Source organism: Pantoea sp. EEL5 (genome assembly GCF_049892805.1).
Classification (GTDB): Bacteria; Pseudomonadota; Gammaproteobacteria; order Enterobacterales; family Enterobacteriaceae; genus Pantoea; species Pantoea ananatis.
In genome coordinates, this window is record NZ_JBNDNJ010000006.1 from 98,748 (window position 1) to 117,708 (window position 18,961).

At 53.6% G+C, this 18,961-nt stretch carries 17 protein-coding genes; 11 read left to right on the forward strand and 6 right to left on the reverse strand.

Annotation, left to right across the window (positions count from 1 at the left end; genetic code table 11):
• Positions 1 to 2: 2 nt before the first annotated feature.
• From yidC to ACPXSQ_RS19240, 4 genes are all read left to right on the forward strand, one after another.
• Entirely contained in the window at positions 3 to 1,649 is a 1,647-nt protein-coding gene (yidC, locus tag ACPXSQ_RS19225) for a membrane protein insertase YidC (RefSeq protein WP_013024000.1), read from the forward strand.
• An 89-nt stretch (positions 1,650 to 1,738) separates the two neighbouring features.
• Positions 1,739 to 3,103 (forward strand): tRNA uridine-5-carboxymethylaminomethyl(34) synthesis GTPase MnmE, encoded by a 1,365-nt coding sequence (gene mnmE / locus ACPXSQ_RS19230; protein WP_014594967.1) that lies wholly within the window; start codon positions 1,739 to 1,741, stop codon positions 3,101 to 3,103.
• Positions 3,104 to 3,342: 239 nt separating this feature from the next.
• Positions 3,343 to 3,933 carry a malonic semialdehyde reductase gene (locus tag ACPXSQ_RS19235; RefSeq protein WP_014607034.1) on the forward strand — a complete coding sequence of 197 codons (591 nt, stop codon included), beginning with the start codon at positions 3,343 to 3,345 and terminating at the stop codon, positions 3,931 to 3,933.
• 173 nt (positions 3,934 to 4,106) lie between these two features.
• Positions 4,107 to 4,850, forward strand: a complete 744-nt coding sequence (locus ACPXSQ_RS19240) for a 4'-phosphopantetheinyl transferase family protein (protein ID WP_015701322.1) — start codon at positions 4,107 to 4,109, stop codon at positions 4,848 to 4,850.
• A 39-nt stretch (positions 4,851 to 4,889) separates the two neighbouring features.
• Here the strand turns inward: ACPXSQ_RS19240 and ACPXSQ_RS19245 are convergent, their stop codons facing one another.
• On the reverse strand, positions 4,890 to 6,203 hold the full coding sequence (locus tag ACPXSQ_RS19245) for an NCS2 family permease (RefSeq protein ID WP_014607032.1): 1,314 nt from the start codon (positions 6,201 to 6,203) through the stop codon (positions 4,890 to 4,892).
• A gap of 149 nt (positions 6,204 to 6,352) precedes the next feature.
• On the opposite strand from ACPXSQ_RS19245, the gene yieH reads away from it, so the two are divergent.
• Positions 6,353 to 7,015: a 6-phosphogluconate phosphatase gene (gene yieH, locus ACPXSQ_RS19250; RefSeq protein WP_029570824.1), complete on the forward strand. Its 663-nt coding sequence runs from the start codon at positions 6,353 to 6,355 to the stop codon at positions 7,013 to 7,015.
• A gap of 2 nt (positions 7,016 to 7,017) precedes the next feature.
• On the opposite strand, the gene ACPXSQ_RS19255 is transcribed toward yieH, so the two are convergent.
• Positions 7,018 to 8,013: an acyltransferase gene (locus tag ACPXSQ_RS19255; protein WP_014594971.1), complete on the reverse strand. Its 996-nt coding sequence runs from the start codon at positions 8,011 to 8,013 to the stop codon at positions 7,018 to 7,020.
• A gap of 281 nt (positions 8,014 to 8,294) precedes the next feature.
• Between ACPXSQ_RS19255 and glyQ the strand changes: the two genes are divergently transcribed.
• Together glyQ and glyS are read left to right on the forward strand one after the other, a co-directional pair.
• Positions 8,295 to 9,206, forward strand: coding sequence for a glycine--tRNA ligase subunit alpha (gene glyQ, locus ACPXSQ_RS19260; RefSeq protein WP_013024007.1), 912 nt, complete (start codon positions 8,295 to 8,297; stop codon positions 9,204 to 9,206).
• Positions 9,207 to 9,215: 9 nt separating this feature from the next.
• Positions 9,216 to 11,285, forward strand: coding sequence for a glycine--tRNA ligase subunit beta (glyS, locus tag ACPXSQ_RS19265; protein ID WP_014607029.1), 2,070 nt, complete (start codon positions 9,216 to 9,218; stop codon positions 11,283 to 11,285).
• Between the two features lie 229 nt (positions 11,286 to 11,514).
• Here the strand turns inward: glyS and ACPXSQ_RS19270 are convergent, their stop codons facing one another.
• Entirely contained in the window at positions 11,515 to 12,255 is a 741-nt protein-coding gene (locus ACPXSQ_RS19270) for a MipA/OmpV family protein (protein ID WP_015701319.1), read from the reverse strand.
• Between the two features lie 592 nt (positions 12,256 to 12,847).
• Here ACPXSQ_RS19270 and ACPXSQ_RS19275 point away from each other — a divergent pair.
• Positions 12,848 to 13,408, forward strand: coding sequence for an Ail/Lom family outer membrane beta-barrel protein (locus ACPXSQ_RS19275; RefSeq protein WP_019104678.1), 561 nt, complete (start codon positions 12,848 to 12,850; stop codon positions 13,406 to 13,408).
• Between the two features lie 121 nt (positions 13,409 to 13,529).
• Here ACPXSQ_RS19275 and ACPXSQ_RS19280 read toward each other — a convergent pair whose 3' ends face one another.
• Together ACPXSQ_RS19280 and fdhE are read right to left on the reverse strand one after the other, a co-directional pair.
• Complete coding sequence (locus tag ACPXSQ_RS19280) at positions 13,530 to 14,141, reverse strand: glutathione S-transferase (RefSeq protein WP_014607026.1); 612 nt, start codon at positions 14,139 to 14,141, stop codon at positions 13,530 to 13,532.
• 36 nt (positions 14,142 to 14,177) lie between these two features.
• Positions 14,178 to 15,101, reverse strand: a complete 924-nt coding sequence (fdhE, locus tag ACPXSQ_RS19285) for a formate dehydrogenase accessory protein FdhE (protein ID WP_426144241.1) — start codon at positions 15,099 to 15,101, stop codon at positions 14,178 to 14,180.
• Between the two features lie 445 nt (positions 15,102 to 15,546).
• Between fdhE and fdhD the strand changes: the two genes are divergently transcribed.
• The 3 genes from fdhD (at position 15,547) to ACPXSQ_RS19300 (ending at position 18,540) form a co-directional block, all read left to right on the forward strand.
• A complete protein-coding gene (gene fdhD / locus ACPXSQ_RS19290) occupies positions 15,547 to 16,371 on the forward strand; it encodes a formate dehydrogenase accessory sulfurtransferase FdhD (protein ID WP_426144242.1) in 825 nt (274 codons plus the stop codon).
• A 262-nt stretch (positions 16,372 to 16,633) separates the two neighbouring features.
• The gene (gene sodA, locus ACPXSQ_RS19295) at positions 16,634 to 17,251 is read left to right on the forward strand and encodes a superoxide dismutase [Mn] (RefSeq protein WP_014607023.1); all 618 of its coding nucleotides are present in this window, start codon (positions 16,634 to 16,636) and stop codon (positions 17,249 to 17,251) included.
• Positions 17,252 to 17,577: 326 nt separating this feature from the next.
• Positions 17,578 to 18,540, forward strand: coding sequence for a VirK/YbjX family protein (locus ACPXSQ_RS19300; RefSeq protein ID WP_022623756.1), 963 nt, complete (start codon positions 17,578 to 17,580; stop codon positions 18,538 to 18,540).
• Positions 18,541 to 18,547: 7 nt separating this feature from the next.
• On the opposite strand, the gene ACPXSQ_RS19305 is transcribed toward ACPXSQ_RS19300, so the two are convergent.
• Positions 18,548 to 18,910: a YibL family ribosome-associated protein gene (locus ACPXSQ_RS19305; RefSeq protein ID WP_013024016.1), complete on the reverse strand. Its 363-nt coding sequence runs from the start codon at positions 18,908 to 18,910 to the stop codon at positions 18,548 to 18,550.
• Positions 18,911 to 18,961: the final 51 nt, after the last annotated feature.

The window sequence follows — 18,961 nt, forward strand, 5'->3', positions numbered from 1 at the left end:
CGATGGATTCGCAACGCAATCTCTTTCTCATCGCTTTTCTGTTCGTGTCTTTCATGATCTGGCAAGCCTGGCAGACGGACCATGCTCCGAAGCCTTTGCAGACCCAGACCACGCAGAACACAAACAGTGCAGCCGGTGATGCTGCAGGCCAGGGTGTACCGGCCAGCGGCCAGGGTAAAACGATCACCGTTAAGACTGATGTCCTGTCATTAACGATCAACACCCGCGGTGGCGATGTTGACCAGGCTCAACTGCTGACTTACCCGGATAAGTTGGGTTCTGACAAGCCGTTTGAGCTGCTGGAAACCACACCGTCGTTTGTTTACCAGGCGCAAAGTGGTTTAACCGGCCGTAATGGTCCGGACAACCCGAATAATGGTGCGCGTCCGCTGTATAACACGGCTCAGGATCACTTCGAACTGGCTGAGGGTCAGAGCGAACTGCGTGTTCCGATGACGTTCACCGCTGAAAACGGCGTTGTTTACACCAAGACATTCGTGTTCAAGCGTGGCGACTATGCGGTTAACGTTGACTACAACATTAACAATACCAGCCAGCAGCCGCTGGAATTGTCGATGTTTGGTCAGTTAAAACAGACGATCGATTTGCCTAAGCACCGTGATACCGGCAGCAACAACTTTGCGTTGCACACCTTCCGCGGAACGGCTTACTCCACCAGCGAATCGAAATACGAAAAGATTAAGTTCGATACCATCGCCGATAACGAAAACCTCAATACCACCACCAGCAATGGCTGGGTGGCAATGTTGCAGCAGTATTTCGCGACCGCATGGGTACCGCGCACACAGGGGACAAACACGCTTTATACCAGCAATCTGGGTAATGGCGTTGCTGCAATCGGCTATAAATCTGCGCCGGTAACCGTCGCACCAGGTGCGCAACAGACGCTGGATGCCACGCTGTGGGTAGGGCCGGAAATCCAGGACAAGATGGCCGCGATTGCGCCTCACCTTGACCTGACGGTTGACTACGGTTGGTTATGGTTCATCTCTCAGCCACTGTTTAAACTGTTGAAGTTCATTCACAGCTTTATCGGTAACTGGGGCTTCTCCATCATCATTATCACGTTCATCGTGCGTGGCATCATGTACCCGCTGACAAAAGCGCAGTACACCTCGATGGCGAAAATGCGCATGCTGCAGCCGAAGATTCAGGCGATGCGTGAGCGTTTAGGTGACGATAAGCAGAAGCAGAGCCAGGAGATGATGGCGCTGTATAAGGCAGAAAAAGTGAATCCGCTGGGTGGCTGCTTGCCGCTGGTCATTCAGATGCCTATCTTCCTTGCCTTGTACTACATGCTGTCTGGCTCGGTAGAACTGCGTCATGCGCCGTTTATATTGTGGATCCACGATCTGTCAGCACAGGATCCGTACTATATCCTGCCGATTCTGATGGGTATCACCATGTTCTTCATTCAGAAGATGTCACCAACCACCGTGACCGATCCGATGCAGCAGAAGATCATGACTTACATGCCTGTGATTTTCACCGTGTTCTTCCTGTGGTTCCCGTCAGGTCTGGTGCTGTACTACATCGTCAGTAACCTGGTAACCATTCTCCAGCAGCAGCTGATTTATCGCGGCCTGGAAAAACGTGGCTTACACAGTCGCGACAAGAAGAAAGCGTAAGACCGTCGCGGGAGGTTTCCCGCGATAAATACGGTTATGCTCAGGCGGTCAAAGCGACCGCCTTTGTTTTTTGTAGTGAGAGAGAATTTATGAGCCATAGCGATACCATTGTTGCTCAGGCAACCTCGCCCGGACGGGGCGGCGTTGGCATTTTGCGCATTTCCGGTCCGCGAGCCGCAGAGGTTGCCCAGCAGATACTGGGTAAACTGCCCAAACCGCGTTACGCCGACTATTTATCGTTTAACGATAGTGACGGTAGCGTGCTGGATCAGGGAATCGCGCTATGGTTTCCCGGCCCTCACTCTTTTACCGGTGAAGACGTGCTGGAGTTACAGGGCCATGGCGGTCCGGTGATTCTGGATCTGCTGCTGAAACGTATTGTGGCGCTGCCCGGCCTGCGCATTGCCCAACCGGGCGAATTCTCTGAGCGGGCTTTCCTTAACGATAAACTCGATTTAGCCCAGGCAGAAGCCATTGCCGACCTGATTGATGCTAGCTCAGAACAGGCGGCACGCTCGGCGGTCAACTCGCTGCAGGGAGCCTTCTCTGTTCGCATTAATCATCTTGTAGAAGCCCTGACGCACCTGCGTATCTATGTTGAGGCGGCCATTGATTTCCCCGATGAGGAGATCGATTTTCTGTCTGACGGCAAAATCGAAGGGCAGTTGAATACGGTCATCAGCGATCTTGATGCCGTGCGTGCCGAAGCCAAACAGGGCAGCCTGTTGCGCGAAGGCATGAAGGTGGTGATTGCCGGCCGCCCCAACGCAGGAAAATCCAGCCTGCTGAATGCGCTTGCCGGTCGTGAGGCGGCCATCGTGACGGATATTGCCGGCACAACGCGCGATGTGCTGCGTGAGCATATTCATATTGACGGTATGCCGTTGCATATCATTGATACCGCAGGGTTGCGTGAGGCCAGCGATGAAGTGGAACGTATTGGTATTGAACGCGCCTGGCATGAAATCGAACAGGCCGACAGGGTGCTTTTTATGGTGGACGGCACAACGACGGACGCAACCGAGCCCGCGGAGATCTGGCCGGATTTTGTCGCGCGTCTCCCGCCTCAGTTGCCGATTACCGTCGTACGCAATAAGGCGGACATCACCGGTGAAGCACGGGGACTGACCAACGCGAATGGCCACGCGCTCATCAGGCTGTCAGCCCGAACCAGCGAAGGCCTGGATACACTGCGTGACCATCTGAAACAGACCATGGGCTTTGCCGATAATATGGAAGGCGGTTTCCTGGCTCGTCGCCGCCATTTGCAGGCACTGGAGCTTGCCGCTACGCATCTTGAACAGGGCAAATCCCAACTGTTGGGTGCCTGGGCTGGCGAGTTGCTGGCAGAAGAACTGCGTCTTGCGCAGCAGGCGCTTAGCGAAATCACTGGTGAATTTACGTCAGACGATTTGCTGGGGCGAATTTTCTCCAGTTTCTGTATCGGCAAATAACACTGCACATGGCCCGTAAGCGGCCCGGTAAAACGAAGCCGTCGCCGTTTACGGGCCAACGCGTCATGTGTTGCTTATTGGTTGTTGTGGCGTAGATTATTGTAGGGTTGGATGTTATGAAGCCGTATTTTCAGCTGGACGTCGACAAGCACATCACGCAATGAGACGGGCTGAAACGCATCCAAAAACGTGAACTCACCGTATAGGTCGAATACTGGATGTTTTCCCTGGAGAGTTATATGACTACATCGCTTGATAATGCCGCGCTAGACACCCTTTTTTACCACGCCCGCACCCATAATCACTGGCAGCAAAAACCGGTCGAACAGGCCCTGCTGGAACAGCTCTACCAGCTCGTTGCCCTGGCCCCAACTTCAGCAAACTGCTCCCCGGGACGCTTCGTTTTTGTCACCTCAGCCGAGGGGAAAGAAAAGCTGAAACCGGCGCTGGCGTCCGGCAATCTTGAGAAAACAATGAGCGCACCGGTCACCGTTATTATTGCCTGGGACAGCGAGTTTTATCAGCATCTGACGATGCTGTTTCAACATGCCGATGCGCGTAACTGGTTTACTAACACGCCAGATTTAGTCAAAGAGACGGCGTTTCGCAACAGTAGCTTACAGGCAGGCTATCTAATTCTGGCAGCCCGAGCGCTGGGGCTGGATGCGGGACCCATGTCGGGCTTCGATCCGCTAAAAGTTAACGATGCCTTTTTTGCCGATACCACCTGGCAGGCGAATCTGTTAATTAATCTGGGCTATGGCATCCCGGATAAACTTCCTCCCCGTTTGCCCCGCTTGAGTCTTGAGCAAGCCTGCCAGTTCGTCTGATATCCCAGCGCGTTACGACTTTTTCGTAACGCCCGTTTCTGCTGGTGACTTCTGCCTGTAGTGAGGGCTCCAGCCTGCTGCTTTTCTGAAAAAAGGGCAAGCTGTATGCGGTAGCCTGAGAAAGCGCTTATAATGGGGTTGATGATTATTTGACCATTTTCATGGAGAGACAGATGGCGGGTCATTTTGTTCGTTGGACAGGCAATCCCGGGCAGTTGGTGGCTGATAGCGCCATCCCGCAGGACATCATCGACAGCGCGCAGCATCTTGCGGATAAACGTCGAGGGCGATTTCTGGCGGCCCGTATCTTGCTGGCACAGCTCATGCAGCGTATTTACGGCCTTCATCGTCTTCCGCCCATCGTTAAGCGTCATAACGGCCGCCCGGCCTTTGCGGATCGCGATCTTCCTGACTTCAATATTGCCTACGCGGGGAATACCGTGGGCGTCCTGCTGGCTGAAGAGCGCAGTCAGGTCGGCCTGGATATGGATATCGTGCGGGCACACAGTCGTCAGACGCAGGCGCTGATGGTGCAGGGGTTAAGTTCAGGAGAAATCGCCTGGATCAATGCTCAGCAAGATGTGCCTGAGGCCGTGACGCAGATCTGGACGCTGCGCCACAGCGTAATGAAACTGCAGGGCGCAGGTGAAGAAGGGCTGCGTTCGCTACAGCTATTGCCCGGCGCCGGGCGCCTGCGTACAACGCTGCCCACCGACCTGCAGATTCTGTGCGATGCGGAGCCCACGCTGGTGTGGTCCTGTGCTTTATCACCCCATGTGCGGCGCCTGTACTTATGGGAAATCACCGGCGGCGGCCAGTGGTCTGCACTGCGTGATATCGCGTTAGATAAGCCGGATGACGGGACAAAAATGATGCGTCTGACGACGCTGCATGGACGCGCGCTGGCCTCATACTGACCCAGTAACAGGCCGCCAGCGCACGACTTCCCAGGGCGCTCAGTGTGCGTCGATAAACGCGATTTTAAGCACAAACAGTAACGCGACAATCACCACGCAGGGGCTGATTTCACGCCAGCGCCCGGTGCCAAGTTTCATGACACAGTAAGCAATAAAGCCCAGCGCGATGCCTTCCGTAATGGAGAAGCTAAACGGCATCATCGCGGCCGTAACAAAAGCGGGAACGGCCTCCGTCAGATCGTCCCATTTAACCCGCGACAGGCTGGCGGTCATCAGCACGCCAACGTAGATCAGCGCGCCCGCTGCGGCATAGGCCGGAACCATGGCTGCCAGCGGTGATAAAAATGTGACCAGCAGGAACAGAAGGCCGGTGACGACCGCCATCAGTCCGGTACGACCACCAACGGCGACGCCAGACGTACTTTCAATATAGGCCGTAACGGAAGAGGTCCCTGCCAGCGCGCCAGTAACGGAACTGATGCTGTCGACATAGAGCGCCTGTTTCATCCGTGGGAAAGTCCCTTTTTCATCGACCAGGCCGGCTTTATCGGTGACGCCAATCAGCGTACCTGATGAGTCAAACAGATTGACCAGCATAAAAGAGAAGATGATGCCGGCCATGCCAATATTGAACGCGCCTTTGATATCGACCTGACCGACCACAGAGGTGATGGACGGAGGCGCAGAGAACAGACCCACAAACTTCACGTCGCCCAGCATCCAGCCAATCGCCGTGGTGACGATCATCGAAATCAGCACGGCGGCGTGAATATTGCGTGACGCCAGAATGGCGATAATAAAGAAACCCAGAGCACCCAGCAGCACGTTATGCGAGCTGAGGTTGCCCACAGTGACCAGCGTATCCGGGTTGGCCACAATGATGCCGGCGTTTTTCAGGCCCATCATGGCAATGAACAGGCCAATGCCGGCGGTAATGCCCACGCGCAGGCTAAGTGGAATATTGGCGATCATCCAGTAGCGAATACGCAGCAGCGTCAGGATAAGCAACCCCAGCGCGCCCCAAAAGATGGCGCCCATACCGACCTGCCACGAGTAACCCATAGCACCCACGACGACGAAGGCAAAAAAGGCATTGAGGCCCATTGCCGGTGCCAGTGCGACCGGAAGATTGGCGAACAGGCCCATCAGGATGCTGCCGAATGCGGCAATAAGACAGGTCGTTACGAACACCGCCTGGGCGTTCATCCCTGCCACACCCAAAATTTGTGGGTTTACAAAAACGATGTATACCATGGTCAAAAACGTGGTAACGCCAGCAATGACCTCGGTACGAACCGTTGTACCGTGTTCCTGCAATTTAAATACGCGCTGAAAAAGGCTTTGTTTGTTCATGCCGTTTATCCGGAAGAAAATTTCACCGGCGCGTATCCTGGCGATTTTGCCCGGGCAATACAATGATTTTTCGCAACCGATTGCCATTATCACAACGCGTCAGGCTTAGGGTAGAGTGTAGGGGCACCCAACTAAAAGGATGGAGTCAGATGTCAGCAGAATGCGTCTTTTTCGATTGTGATGGTACCCTGGTAGACAGCGAAGTGCTTTGTACACGCGCTTACGTCACCACCTTTGCCCGTTACGGTATAACGCTCTCCCTGCAGGAGATGTTCGAAAAGTACAAAGGGGTGAAACTGTATGACATCATCCGTGACGTTAGCGAGTCGCATGGGGTCAGATTACCGCTGGACGAACTTGAACCCGCCTACCGGAGTGAAGTTGCCCGACTTTTCGATCTGGAGTTGAAGCCGATAGCCGGGGCGAAGGCGTTGGTGGAGCAGATGAACGTCCCGGTGTGCGTGGTATCCAACGGTACGGTCAAGAAGATGCAGCACTCGCTGGGATTAACCGGCATGCTGGACTACTTTGCCGAGCGCCTTTACAGCGGTTACGACATTGGTCACTGGAAACCCGAGCCTGAGCTGATGTTTCACGCCGCAGAGCAAATGCGAGTGCCTGTTGAGCGTTGTATTTTAGTGGATGATTCTGAAGCGGGCGCGCGGGCCGGAATCGCCGCTGGCATGCCAGTGTTCTACTACTGTGCCGACGCGCACAACCCGGAACTGGATCACCCGCTGGTCACGGTGTTTACGGATATGGCGGCGCTGCCTGAACTGTGGCGTGCGCGGGGTTGGAACCTGACAACCTAGCCTCAGGTTACCCAGTGGCGCCTGTCCAGCCGACTGAGCAGCATCGCCAGAAGCAGGCTGCCTGCCAGGGTGACCATAAAGACGGCGGGCAGATCCAACCAGGGACGCGTCATATCATCATAGTGATTTGTACGGATGAAATGGATAAACAGCGCGTGAAAACCGTAGATGGGCAGCGAGTAGCGCGAAATCGTCGCCAGGCCAGGCAGAGTGCGTTGATTAAAGGCATTTTTGAACACCAGCAGGGCGCTGATGGCCGCAATAAACACCAGCGGTCCACAATAGAGATACCAGGTATCGTTAAATGCGCCGTTGACGATTAATGCCCGTTTAGTGCCCAACATAATACCGGTCACGCAGGCCAGGAAGGCCAAGACCGCCAGCGCAGTTACGCCGCGCCTGTCTGTTTCCATGGTGCCGATAGCACGCCCCAACAGCGCGTAGAGCAGGTAATAAATACTGTCTCCGCTCAGATAGAGGTTGATCGGTAACCAGTGAAACCGCCCCCATGACTGATCCATGGTATTGGGATTAGCCAGCACCGCCACAACCAGCACCAGCACCGCCACATAGCGGGGGCGCACGCTTTTGACCTGAATTAAGGGCGATAGCAGGTAAATGCCGATCAGCGCGAAGAAAAACCACAGATGATAAAACACCGGTTTCTGTAGCATTTTCAATATTGAACGGCCTTCACCGATGGGCGTTAGCAGGCTGATATAGACCAGCGCGACGGCGCTGTAAAACAGCAGGCATCCGACGAGTCGCCATAGATGACGGGGTTGTGCGCTGCGTTCGCCAAAGAACAGGTAGCCGGAAATCATAAAAAACAGCGGCACACAGATGCGTGACGTTGAGTTGAGCAGGTTGGCGATGTCCCACCAGTGACCTTTTATCGCCATCGGCCCGGCCAGATACCAGGTGGTGGTATGGATGACGATGACCATCAGGCAGGCAACTGCCCGCAAATTATCTATCCAGTAAATCTTTTGCGACATGGTTTCCTCTGGCGCAGTGCGTCCCGGTGCAAAGCGTAGCCAGTCGCGTTGCAGTCAACAAGCGCGCCGACAGGGATTCAGAACCCTCTGTGCGCAAGATCGCATGAAAAAAGCCAAACGGCACAGGTTAATTTTGCCGTTCAGCATCGCTGTGGCGCTGAACGTCATCCTAAAATCCACTCTCCAGGCTGCGCGGCAGGATTTCCGGCTGCACATCGCGCGGTCAAAGGGTATACTGTCGCACTCTTTTTTTATCTAGCCGAACCGCGTGCGAACTCATCATGCAAAAGTTTGATACCAAGACCTTTCAGGGCCTGATCCTGACATTGCAGGATTACTGGGCGCGCCAGGGCTGCACCATTGTTCAACCACTGGACATGGAAGTGGGCGCTGGTACTTCACACCCAATGACCTGCCTGCGCGCACTTGGCCCGGAGCCGATTGCCGCCGCCTATGTGCAGCCGTCCCGCCGTCCTACCGACGGCCGCTACGGCGAAAACCCGAACCGCTTACAGCACTATTACCAGTTTCAGGTGATCATCAAGCCATCGCCGGACAACATTCAGGAGCTGTACCTTGGGTCGCTGAAAGAGCTGGGTATGGATCCCACGGTGCACGATATTCGCTTTGTCGAAGATAACTGGGAAAACCCTACGCTGGGTGCCTGGGGACTCGGCTGGGAAGTGTGGCTTAACGGCATGGAAGTGACGCAGTTTACCTATTTTCAGCAGGTAGGTGGCCTGGAGTGCAAACCGGTTACCGGTGAGATCACCTACGGTCTTGAGCGCCTCGCGATGTACATCCAGGGCGTTGACAGCGTTTACGATCTGGTCTGGAGCGACGGTCCGTTAGGTAAAACAACCTACGGCGACGTGTTCCACCAGAACGAAGTCGAGCAGTCTACCTACAACTTTGAATACGCCGACGTGGATTTTCTCTTCACCTGTTTTGAGCAGTATGAGAAAGAAGCGCAGCAGCTGCTGGCGTTGGAAAAACCTCTTCCGCTGCCTGCTTACGAGCGCATTCTGAAAGCCGCACACAGCTTTAACCTGCTGGACGCGCGTAAAGCGATCTCGGTGACGGAGCGTCAGCGCTACATTCTGCGTATCCGCACCCTGACTAAAGCCGTGGCTGAAGCCTATTACGCTTCTCGCGAAGCGCTGGGCTTCCCGATGTGCAATAACAAAAAGTAAGAGGCAGCCATGACTGACAAAACGTTCCTGGTGGAAATCGGCACCGAAGAGCTGCCACCGAAAGCATTACGCAGCCTGGCGGAAGCCTTTGCTGCTCAGGTGACTGCCGAGCTGGATGCGGCTAATCTGAACCATGGCGAGGTAAGCTGGTTTGCTGCCCCGCGCCGTCTGGCGTTGAAAATCGCCAGCCTGAGTGCCTCCCAGCCCGATCGTGAAGTAGAAAAGCGTGGGCCTGCGGTCGCGGCGGCCTTCGATGCAGAAGGCAATGCCACTAAAGCAGCGGAAGGCTGGGCACGCGGTAACGGTATTACGGTTGAGCAGGCTGAACGCCTGAGCACCGACAAAGGCGAATGGCTGGTTTATCGTGCCCAGGTTAAAGGTGAGGCTGCTCAGGCATTGCTGCCAGGAATGGTTGCCACTGCTCTGAGTAAACTGCCAGTACCTAAACTGATGCGCTGGGGCGACAGCGACGTACAGTTTGTGCGTCCGGTGCATACCGTCACCCTGCTGCTGGGCGATGAACTGATTCCCGCCACGATCCTTGGCATTAAGTCAGATCGCGTTATTCGTGGTCACCGCTTCATGGGCGAAAGTGAGATCACGCTGGAGAACGCCGATCAGTATCCGGATGTGCTTGAAAAGCGCGGTCAGGTCATTGCTGACTATCAGGTTCGCAAGGCCATGATTAAAGCCGATGCAGAAGCCGCGGCGCGTCGTTTAGGTGGGGTCGCTGACCTCAGCGACAGCCTGCTGGAAGAGGTGACGTCGCTGGTGGAATGGCCGGTCGTATTGACCGCCACCTTTGAGGAAAAATTCCTTAAGGTGCCGTCTGAAGCGCTGGTTTACACCATGAAAGGCGATCAGAAGTACTTCCCGGTTTATGATGCGGAAGGCAACCTGCTACCAAACTTCATTTTTGTGACCAACATTGAGTCCAGCGATCCGCAGCAGATCATTTCCGGTAATGAGAAGGTTGTACGCCCGCGTCTGGCGGATGCCGAATTCTTTTTTGATACCGACCGCAAAAAGCGCCTTGAAGATCACCTGCCGCGCCTCGAAACCGTGCTGTTCCAGAAAGAGCTGGGTTCGCTGCGTGACAAAACCGATCGTATTCAGGCCCTTGCCGGTTGGGTCGCAGCGCAGATTGGTGCTGATGTGAATCACGCCACGCGCGCGGGCCTGCTGTCCAAATGCGACCTGATGACCAATATGGTGTTTGAGTTCACCGACACGCAAGGCGTGATGGGCATGCACTATGCGCGTCATGACGGCGAAGCCGAAGATGTTGCGGTGGCGCTGAACGAGCAGTACCAGCCGCGTTTCGCAGGGGACGATTTGCCGTCCAGCCCGGTTGCCTGTGCGCTGGCGATTGCCGATAAAATGGACACGCTGGCCGGGATTTTTGGTATTGGTCAGCATCCAAAGGGCGATAAAGATCCCTTTGCACTGCGTCGTGCCGCGCTGGGCGTGCTGCGCATTATCGTAGAAAAAAATCTGCCACTCGATCTGCAAACGCTGACCGAAGAAGCCGTGCGCCTGTATGGCAGCAAGCTGAGCAATGCCAATGCGGTTAATGACGTCATCGACTTTATGTTGGGTCGCTTCCGCAGCTGGTATCAGGAAGAAGGCCACAGCATTGATACGCTGCAGGCGGTACTGGCACGTCGTCCAACCCGTCCGGCCGACTTTGATGCCCGCATGAAGGCGGTCTCACATTTCCGCACGCTGGATGAGGCTGCCGCGCTGGCCGCTGCCAATAAGCGCGTCTCTAACATTCTGGCTAAATCGACCGAACCGCTGAATGACAGCGTGCAGGCGTCGTTGTTAAAAGAGAATGAAGAGATTCAGCTGGCCACCTTCGTGACCGCTCTGAGCAGTAAACTGCAGCCTTACTTTGCAGAAGGTCGCTATCAGGATGCGTTAATTGAGCTGGCGCAGCTGCGCGAAGCCGTAGACAACTTCTTCGATAAAGTGATGGTTAATGCGGAAGACGAGGCGGTGCGGATTAACCGTCTGACGCTGCTGTCGAAACTGCGCGAACTGTTCCTGCAGGTCGCTGATATTTCGCTACTGCAGTAACCTGCCTCGACGATGTTGAAAAGGGACGAGAAATCGTCCCTTTTTTATTCTGTGTGTCCCGTCCTGAATAATCGAGGTACGATGCCCATCGACAGGGCGATATGTGAAATCTCATCTGTAGAGCATGTTTATATTCAGGCGCTGCAGCCGGTTACCGGCACAGGCGGCGCTATTCGCGTGTCTCTCTCAAGCCGCCAGGCATCGTAGCGGCACAGCCCGAATGCCCGCTTTAAAATGTCCAGGTAACGCCTGAAGAAAGCGTCCAGTAATACTGTTGATCCGTCATCGGACTGTCGCGAAGTGCGCCAGTCAGGAAGGTGACTTTGGGCTGAAGATAAATATGCAACGGCGTAACCGGGTGCCAGTCAAACGCCAAAGCAAGCCACGGCGTAATGCCCTGATGACGCCAGGAAGGTAAACCGCTGCGCTCGGATTCCTGAGCGTTCACGCCGTAGTAATAGCTTGCCTGCTGCTTATTCAGCCAGTCCACCCCAACCTGCGGATAAACGTCCAACTGCATGAACGACACCTGGCCCGCCCATGCGACGGTTCCCAGTAATCCCCGGCTTTCATTCAGCGTATCCGCAGAGAGTTCCGTTCTGAAAGCACCGACGGGGGTTATCTTTTGATAGCTGATGCCGCCCATCATGGTGCTGTGGCGGATGTCTAGCTGTCGAAGCGCCGGGTCAGATGACTGGCCGGGATCGAATTCGTTATCCAGATACCACCAGCGCGCCTTTAGCTGTGTGGTGTCATCTTTGATCAAATAGGCGCCGACTTCGGTGCCGTCAATATAGACATGGTTGTTGTCATATCCTACATAAGGCAGACCTGAAAACTGCGTTTTGTACTGGCGATAAGGCGTAAAGTTCGCCTCGCCCTGGGCGCCCAGCGTCAGCCCCTCAGCCCAGGCCTGTGTGATATTACCGACCAGGAGGCAGCACAAGGCCATTCTGAAGTGTGATCGCATGATAGTGATTTGTCCGGTTTTCGTCTGTCTGAGGCAGTGGGCTGCCAGGTCTCACAGCCCATGACGAGGCCGGAGCGTAAATAAAAAAACTGAGCGTGGTAATGAACTGCCTTTTACCCTGGCTTACGGCCCGCGCGCGCCGGGCCGCTTCAGGACAGGGCCTGAGCGAAAGATATAGCGGACTCGCTGCAGCAATGCAAGGCGCGGCGATGCTTATTCTTACCGGGTTCATCCCCTGATTACCGCTACCTTCTCTGACTACTGGGACGTAACATCAATCAATCGTCAATCGGTCCTGAATTCCGTCAATTTTATCCCTTTATTTATTGTGGGAATAAGGTGTTTTTGTTAAGGTCCCGTTCCGCCAGATAACCGTTAATTTCGCAGGTTTACCGCGATCTAATGATGTTTTTCCCGTGAGTGGCAAGGCTTAAAAAGAAAATATCTGGCGCAAACAGGCTGTTTCATTTCGGATGAGACAGGGCTGAATAATACTGAACTCACAGCCCTGTCTTGAAAGGATAAGGCTGTCTGTATCAGAGAATTAACAGGGTGCGATGCGCCACCTGTTTTTTATTATCAGGACTGTTGTATGAACAAGGTGATTATTTCCGCTATTTTCTGTGCGCTGCTGAGTGGTGCGGTGCCCGCAGTGGCAAGTCAAACGCTGTCTGTAGGCTATGCGCAGAGTAAAGTTGAAGATTTTAAAAATATGCCCGGTGTGAATCTGCAATATCGTTATGAGTGGGACTCGCCGGTTAGCGTAGTGGCCTCTTTCACCACTCTGGAGAACAGTGAGGACAGCAACAGTTCTTTTTTTCAGCGCCATACGTCCGATCACGTAAGCGCAAAATATTATTCTTTACTGGCGGGGCCGGCATATCGTCTGAATCAACGGGTCAGTGTTTATGCGCTGGCCGGCTTTTCCCATGCCGCGATGAGCCGCCAGTATCACGGCTATGATTCTCAGGGAATGCCTCAGGACATCCAGTTTTCGGAGACGACCAATGCGTTGGCTTACGGGGCCGGTATTATCATTAACCCGGTTAATTATCTGTCTGTAACCCTGGGTTACGAAGGTTCCCGCACCCGGGTTGAAGGAGAGCAACGCGCTGTTAACGGCGTTAATCTGGGGGTGGGTTACCGTTTCTGATTGCACGTTTATGCAGATTTGCTCTGCATCCTTCGCGGCGTGCCTCTCACAGCTTCAGAATACGCATAACGCCGCTGGCCCTTCAGAAACCCGGCTACTGGCAACTTGCTGCGCCGAGTGATCAGGATGCGGGCGGCGTGGTTCGGGCAAAGCTTTCGCGCTGAAACAGGTTTTCTGCCAGCTTGACTAACGCCGGGCGGCCAACGCACCAGTTCGGCACGACGCGACGGAAATTCAGATAACCGATCATGCAGCCCGTCGCAATATCCGCCAGATTAAGTGCGCCAGTGTTGATCCATTTTCCTTCGTTCACGGAGGCTTCCAGGCTGTCCAGGCCACGCTGAATCTTTTCACGATTACGCAGTAAAACCTCTTCTGACTGCATATCGCCCGGACGTAACTGCTCACGCACAATCACCAGCGCCGCGTCACTAATACCGTCAGCTAACTTCTCGAGCTGACGAACGTTTAACGATGCGAGGGAAGTGTCAGGTAATAAAGCAGGCGTCGGGCTGCGCTGTTCCAGGTACTCAGCGATGATGCTGGAATCGAACCAGATCTGATCGTCCTCCGCGACCAGTGCAGGCACTTTTCCCAACGGATTATATTGCGGAACGTGGCTGTCATCGCTGTAAGGCGAAGCATTAACGAATTCAAACATCATACCTTTTTCCAGCATGATGATAGATATCTTGCGTACAAAAGGGCTGGTATAGCTGCCAATCAGTTTCATTGCGTAGCTCCGTTTAGCGAGGTTTTTTAGCAATAGCTATTCACCAGGGAACATAAAGGGATTCAGACTGCTTCGTGTAAAGCCTTCCTGCTCCATACGGGCATCCAGCACCAAAGAAGCGAGATCGTCCGCGACGGGTTCCATTGCCGGATTCTTTTGCTGGTACAAGATTTTCAGATAGCTACCACAGTCACCACAGCTTTCAGCTTTTACTGCTGCATGTTCAATGTCCAGCGACCAGTAGTGAAGATCGCGGGATTGTTCGCAGTTTGTGCACTTGCTACGCACCACGTACCACTCACTTTCGCACAGATTGCAATGCAGGTAACGTGCGCCTTCGTCGGTGCCCATATGAACCATGCTGGCAACGGGCATGCTGTTGCACACCGGGCAGTACTGGCGTTGATTGCCCATCTCTGCCTGTGCTTTACCCGGTATCAACGCCGCCATTTGCGCCCAGTAAATTGACAGTGACGCCCAGATAAAAGGCGCTTTGTCGCTACTGACCTGAGCATACTCGCCCGCAAAGAGTGCGCTGGCCATCGTTTCCAGCTCGCTGGCAGAGGCTTTTTCCAGGTTCTCCAGCACTGCCAGCGCCTGGCCGCTCATCTCGGGTTTAAGTTCCGCAATCAGCGAATGCAACAGGCGGTGCCAGTGCGTATCCCGCGGTAAAGTATGAATATCCAGCGGCGGTTTGCCTTCCTGAGCACTCTGTACCAGGCGGGCATGAAGATTCATCTGCAGCGGATGGTCATACAGCACAATTTCCTGCGCCTGGGCTATGACGGCGGCAAAGCGTAAATAATCGCCCAGTGGATTTTTAGCGGCCAGATCACGCAGTCGCGCGGCGCGGCGGCTGTATAAACGCTTCAACTGGGGGAAAAGTAACGGCGGGATTGTCTCCGCTGGATTTTTTTCGCTCTTCTCCAACTGATCTTGCGGGATAATGCGGATGCTCATAGAGGGCATTTTCCTGTTTTGTTGGCTGATTACGCGATTCACGACACCAGCAAGAATAGGTTTTCAGTCGTGGCTCAGGCCATTCGGACGGTGGCTTTGTCGCCGGTTTTACGTTTTTTCTGTTGCGGTTATCTCCATCATGACAGGACTCGTCGTCAGTCAGAAGATTGCAGCATTTCAGGATCTCATCAATGTTCCCGACAGGCTGATCATAGCAGTCCAAATCCCGCCCTTGTGGATGAAATGTATTTTTCCCGAGGCTGGATGATTTCATACAGATAGACATCGAGCATGCCGGGCCAGCCGCGCGCCATTTCACGCTTTATGCTATCAGGGTGCCATGCGCTTGTTGCTCTCTGTCAGCAGGTTCAGAATAGGCACTATTCAGCATAACGGAATACTATTACCTTTCAATCATTGCGGAATCAGCCAGGATCAGAAAAAAGTGAATAAAAACGAGGCGAGAAGTGATGCTGATGTAATCGGGAATGCCGGTCTGCGTGAAACTCTGGTGTGGCAACGTGACGATTTACATCACTCCCGGGCTGACTGGCTAGCGGAAGAGGTTCCCGTGGCGCTGGTTTATAACGGCATTTCCCACGTCGTGATGATGACAACGCCCAAAGACCTGGAGGCTTTTGCCATCGGTTTTTCTCTCTCTGAAGGCATTATCGATGCGCCGGCAGATATCTTCGGTATGGATGTGGTCGCGGGTTGCAATGGCATTGAGGTACAGATTGAGCTATCCAGCCGTCGTTTTATGGCGCTGAAAGCGCAGCGACGGGCCCTGGCGGGGCGGACCGGCTGTGGCGTTTGCGGGGTTGAGCAACTGGACCAGATTGGTAGGCCGCTTACGCCGTTGCCGTTCACCCAGCGGTTTACGTTAGCGCATCTGGATCGCGCACTGGGGCAACTTAACCAGTTTCAGCCAGTGGGGCAAAAAACGGGCTGTACTCATGCAGCGGCCTGGATACAGCCTGATGGTGTGCTGATTCACGGCTGCGAGGACGTCGGTCGTCATGTGGCGCTGGATAAGCTGTTGGGCTATCGCAGTCAGGCCGCCTGGGGCGAGGGCGCCCTGTTAGTTTCCAGTCGCGCCAGCTATGAGATGGTGCAGAAATCTGCAATGTGCGGCGTGGAGATTTTGTTTGCCGTCTCCGCTGCGACCCGACTGGCTGTTGAGGTTGCAGAACGCTGCAACCTTACCCTTGTCGGTTTCAGTAAGCCGGGCCGGGCGACCATTTACACTCATCCACAGCGGCTGATGTAAATGCTGAGCAGCGCGAATGAGTGCCTGCAGAAGCGGTTATCAGGCCGTCACGGGCTCGCTGACTGCGCCTGCGCGAAGCCCGTTTTGCGGTCAGCATCAAACGAAAAATGCGCAGTCTTTGCATGTTTTTTCAAAACCTTATGTTTAATAGGGCATTGATTACGCTTTTACCGATCATGAATTTAACTATAATGATAAGACTGCTTACGCGGCACGTGCCGACATTGTCGTGCTGCTCAAACACTAAATGGAGAGGAAGAACATGAGTTATTCACTGCCATCCCTGCCTTACGCCTACGACGCACTGGAACCGCACTTTGACAAGCAGACGATGGAAATCCATCACACCAAACATCATCAGACCTATGTCAACAACGCCAATGCGGCGCTGGAAGGCACTGAATTTGCTGATCTGCCCGTTGATGAACTGATCACTAAGCTGGATCAGCTGCCAGCAGACAAAAAAGGCCCGCTGCGCAACAACGCAGGTGGTCATGCTAACCACAGTCTGTTCTGGAAAGGCCTGAAAACCGGCACGACCCTTCAGGGCGAACTGAAGGCGGCTATTGAGAAAGATTTTGGTAGCGTTGAGAAATTCCAGGAAGAGTTTGAGAAAGCGGCGACCACCCGTTTCGGTTCAGGTTGGGCCTGGCTGGTTAAAAAAGGCGACAAACTGGCCGTGGTTTCCACTGCTAACCAGGATAATCCACTGATGGGCGAGGCCGTCGCTGGCGTTTCTGGCTATCCGATCATTGGTTTGGATGTGTGGGAACACGCCTACTACCTGAAGTATCAGAACAAGCGTCCGGACTACATCAAAGCGTTCTGGAACGTGGTTAACTGGGACGAAGCGGCAGCCCGCTTTGCATCGGCTAAGTAAGCGATAACCCAAGAGACCTGACCGGCAGAACCTGTTCTGCCGGTTTTTTTTCGCCTGAATATCTGGTTTTCGTCCTTTTCCGGTCTGAATGTTGCCATTGCCATTGCCATTGCCATTGCCATTGCCATTGCCATTGCGATAGCTGATGCTGCGCTGCCCGCACCGCTTCCCACCTTTAAAGCCCAACGTTCGAAGTCAGTTAAACCAGAATTAAACGAAGCGTCAGTTTATCCCGGTAAGTTTTTAACAATTTGAGTCATTAACCTGTCGTTGATGTGGCTCGTTTTATCATCAGCGCCACTATCAAATTAATAAGAACTTATGCCATGTCTATTTATACTACACACGAGCCGGTTGCTGATTCGTATGCCTCTCTTTTTTTTCAATTGGTCAGCGGAAAGTACGTGCCAAATAAACGTTGGCTAAGCCGTCAATTCCGTTTTAAATTTGCCTTAAGGACGCTGATTGCGCCCGTGACCACATTGCGCTATTTACAGCAGCTCTCAGAGTTACCCCGGTTTTCGCAATTAATGCGTGTGCAGGGAGTCTTACCCGCGAAGTTACATCGCCCTTATCTGCGTGCCGGAATGGGTGTAGCTGCACGCGCCCAGGCTATTCTCGACCATTATCATTTAATGAACAGCCTGGATAATCTTCAACTTCGCCAGGTTTTACAAAGTGGCGAAGAGAGCGTGCTGGCCAGGCTGAAGGGTAAAAATGATGAAGATTTTGTTATTGCCTGTAGCTCAGGTTATTACGATCGTGAAGGTGAAATAACCTTAGTCTTGCGTTATCAGGGAGAAGGCTTAGCCTCACTTTCATTCACGATCTTGAACGAGGATAACGCGCGCACACTCTTAATCGGTGGCTTACAGGGACCGCGTAAAAGTATCAGTAATGATGTTATTCGTGATGCAACCAAAGCGGCACATGGTTTATTTCCTAAACGCTTATTGATGGAAGTCGTCTTTATTTTATCTCAGCAATGTGGTGTCAGGAAAATAGCGGCGGTAGGGGATGAAACGCATGTTTTTCGCAGCCTGCGTTATCGCCAGAGTAAAGAGGATAAATTCCATGCCAGCTACAGCGATTTCTGGCTGACGATCAACGGAAAGGAGCGTGCTGACGGCGTCTTTATGCTGCCGCTGGCGCTGCCGCGTAAAACGCTGGAAGAGATTGCCAGTAAGAAGCGTGCGGAATACCGCCGTCGTTATACGCTGCTGGATACGCTGGCAGAGCAGGTTGGGACTGCTACTGGCCAGCAAAACAGCGATCGGGCCGCCGCCTGAAACATGATCAAAAGGCGTTTTTAGCAAATCCGGTCATAACGCTAAGCCCCATTTCTCGTCCCAGCGCGGTCATTGGATGCACCACCACCAGGCCGCGCACGCTTTTCTTCAATGCGCCTAAATTTGCCTGCTCTTTTTTCGTAATTTCGCGGCTGAACGGCAATTTTTGCAGTTTTTGCGCTTCCAGGCTCAGCTTAACGTCACGCTGACTGCGAAGACGCTCAATTTCCGTTACCAGCGTTTCTTTCTCTTTCAGCAACGCGCCCAGCTTTTCAGCATCACCGGATTCGAGTAACTGAGGCTCTTTACGATTCAGCGCGTCAAGTTGATCGCTGAGACGTTTAATTTCGTTTTTTTCTTGCTCTTTCATGACAACAACTCGTTGAGGAAAACAGGCTAAGGATACACCAAATTTAACGTA